This window comes from Frankia sp. CcWB2, from assembly GCF_977927585.1.
In genome coordinates this window covers 1-2,945 of the sequence record NZ_CDWRCM010000310.1, presented here as the reverse complement: position 1 = coordinate 2,945, position 2,945 = coordinate 1, and the positions used below count along the sequence as shown (strand labels likewise).

The 2,945-nt window shown below is 67.7% G+C and carries 2 protein-coding genes and 1 pseudogene; all 3 read left to right on the top strand.

The genetic code is table 11. From position 1 onward, the window contains the following. Positions 1 to 749: pseudogene (locus ACY45C_RS20960) on the top strand (hypothetical protein); the annotation flags it as partial. A 52-nt stretch (positions 750 to 801) separates the two neighbouring features. After that, complete coding sequence (gene grpE, locus ACY45C_RS20955) at positions 802 to 1,512, top strand: nucleotide exchange factor GrpE (RefSeq protein ID WP_462189266.1); 711 nt, start codon at positions 802 to 804, stop codon at positions 1,510 to 1,512. Between the two features lie 66 nt (positions 1,513 to 1,578). After that, the coding region (locus ACY45C_RS20950; RefSeq protein ID WP_462189265.1) for a dynamin family protein at positions 1,579 to 2,945 on the top strand (1,367 nt) is incomplete at its 3' end.

Sequence of the window (2,945 nt, the reverse complement as noted above, 5' to 3'; positions counted from 1 at the left end):
CCGAAAATCACCATCAGATCCACGGCCAGCCTCGGGACATACTTCCCAAACAGGCCCTAGAAGATGCGGGGCGATTCGCGACCGAGGACCTCCCCGAGGTCGGCGTGCCGGCGGATCGGCGGGCGACGCTCGTTAACGAATTCGGCGCCTGGGGGATGCTACGCGCCTGTCGCCACCTCAGGGACGACATGACGGAGGCCGAGGTGCGGGCACAGCTTGTCGTCGACAGTGGGGTGGCCCGCCTCCGCAAGCTGATCGTCGATCATTTCGGTAACCGCGCGGCGCTCATTAAGCTCGACCGGGGTCTCGGCGAAGTCCAGACCGCCGTCACCCGATGTCGGTCCGAGGCCGGACGGTCAGGGAGGTCACCGTCGCCCGAGGTCACGGCTGTGGCGGCGATGATCGAGCAAACCCGCAGCGATGTTCACGGCTTCCGCGAACTCGCCGCGCTGCGGGACTACTACCGGGGCGTCCTGACCCTGACGGACAGCGAAGCGGTTGACCTGCTCACCGTGACTGGCGAACACGGTGTCAGCTGCGCGGCCCGGCTCGGGCTGAGCGAGGAGGCGTCACCCGCGGCGATGTCACGGCGGGCCGAGGAGCGGATCGGCGCATGGGCGCGCAGGTGCGCGCAGCCATTGCTCGACCTGCCGACCGCGAACGCGGCGAGGACAGTCCTGGCCAGCTACGAACGCTTATCGTACCGGGTCGCCGACGCCCGGCGCCTGCTCGAGACGATGGAGCTGTAAATGCCCGCGGCTGTGATGCCAGTCATCGCGCCCCGCCGAGGAGAACGAACCGATGAGCCGGCGAATCAGGCTGTCACGCCTGCTTCCAGGCGCTGGCGCGCGGGCGGCACTGCGCGCGTCCGAAGCGGAGCTTGCCGAGACGCGGGCCGCGTTCGACGAGGAACGCGCGCGGACCACCGACCTACGAAACCGGCTCGAGGCCGCCGAACGCGACCTCGCCGACCTCGCCAGCGCACCGGACCAGCCCGCAGCGGACAGCGCGGGCGCCGTCAGCCTCGATCCGGCCAGCGCTGACCCACCCGGCCAGAACTCGGCTGGCCGAGACGAAGCCGGCCAGGGCCGGGCCAGCGTGGAACTCGGCGCCGACGCCGGTCGGGAAAGCCGGGCGCGGGAGCCAGCTTGGGCGGCCGAGCCGCATCCCGTCGTGGACCAGACCATCGCTCTCGTGGAGCAACTCGCTGATCTCACCAAACCAGAGCCGAGATCCGCCGAAGAGAACCTCGCGATAATGGAATGGTTGGGCGAGCAGGCGACGAAGGTGCTCGACCAGTGCGACGTGGTCCGTATCACCGACAACGGTCCGGTCGACCCCGACCGACATGAAATCGTCGCCACCCGTACTACCGGGCAGGCGGACCTGGCCGAATGGATCGCCGCGACGGTGCGCCCTGGTTACGCCTGGCGCGGCCAGCTCCTCCGGCCCGCGGCGGTCGTCGTCTACAGGTACGCCGACGAGGCTGGCCAGCCCGGCGGCGAACACTGAGAGCCGGATCCGCCGGGCGGCCACCGCGGCCTGCCGACCGGGAAGCCGCGCCGAACGGGGAGAAAGATGAGTGACCTGGAAGACCTCCGCGTTGAGGTTCTCGCAATGTTTCCGGAGGTTGTCGGCCTACTCGGCGACGACCTGTCGGAGGGCGGGCGGGCTCGGCTCGACCGGGCATGGGAGAAGCTTCGGTCGGGCCAATACAAGGTGGTCACCTGCGGCGAGTTCCGGCGGGGCAAGTCAAGCCTGCTCAATGCGATCGTGGAACGCAGCGGCCTGTTCCCGGTGGACGTGGACGTCACGACCTGCGTCGTCGTGACCCTGGAGTGGGGAGACACCGAGGGAGCGACGGTCTATTTCGCTGACCGACCAGCGATCCCTGTGCCGCTCGGAGAGGTGCGCGAGTACGTTACCGAGCAGGCCAATCCAGACAACCGCAAGAACATCCAGCGGGTGGCGATGACCGCGCCGATCGAGATCCTCTCGTCGGGGCTGGTGCTCGCGGACACACCTGGTGTCGGTTCCGACAACCCCGCGCACCGCGACGCCACCGTCAAGGTGCTGCCCGAGGCCGACGCGATCCTGTTCGTCTGTACCGCCACCGATCCGCTGTCGGCCAGCGAACTGCGCTTTCTCCGGGAGGACACGTACCGCGCCTGCCCCGTGGTCGTCGCCGCGGTCACCATGATCGACAAAAAGCCCGACCCGGCACCCGTCGTGGCCGCAGCCCGCGAACGAGTGGCCAAGGAGACCAACATCGCAGAGGCCGACGTCGTCGTCATGCCGGTGTCGGCGAACCGCAAATGGCGGGCGCTGGCCAAGAGCGACGAGGCAATGCTCGCGAAGTCAGGGCTGCCGGCACTCGAGGACCAGATGTGGAACGGCTTGGGTGCCACCTGCGGCGCCGCCCAGCTCGACGAGGCGATCGACGCGATGACCACCGAGATCCACCGCGTGGCCGAGATACTCCGCACCCAGTTGGCGGGCCTCGAAGGCAGCGACGACGTCGAGGCGATGGAAGCGAAACTGCAAGACGCCATGGCGCGGGCCGACAACCTGACGAAGAAAGGCGCGCAATGGCGGCAGGACTTGGCCGAGGACGTCGATTTCAAAGCCCGTCCGATCCGCCGCAAGCTCGAAGTATCGCTGAGCGAGGAGCGGGCGGCGTTCCATGGCAAGGCAGACACTGACGAAGGCCGGTCGAATCCAGACAAGCTCGTGAGCGACACGACTCATACGATGACCGTCACATACCAGCAAGCGATATTGTCCTTCAACCGCGCCGCCGACGAGGTGACGAAAGAATACCGCGAGCTGACCAAGCTTTCGCTGGACGCACACGTCGCGAACTCCGAACCGTTTGTATCGGAGGTGAAGCTGTCGGACGACGCGCTCGAGGAGGACCGGGAGGGGTTCGTCGTGGGTAAACATTC

What these genes read in the sequence shown, in the direction of transcription:
- grpE (WP_462189266.1), top strand. Translation starts at nt 802, where the DNA reads ATGAGCCGGCGAATCAGGCTGTCACGCCTGCTTCCAGGCGCTGGCGCG.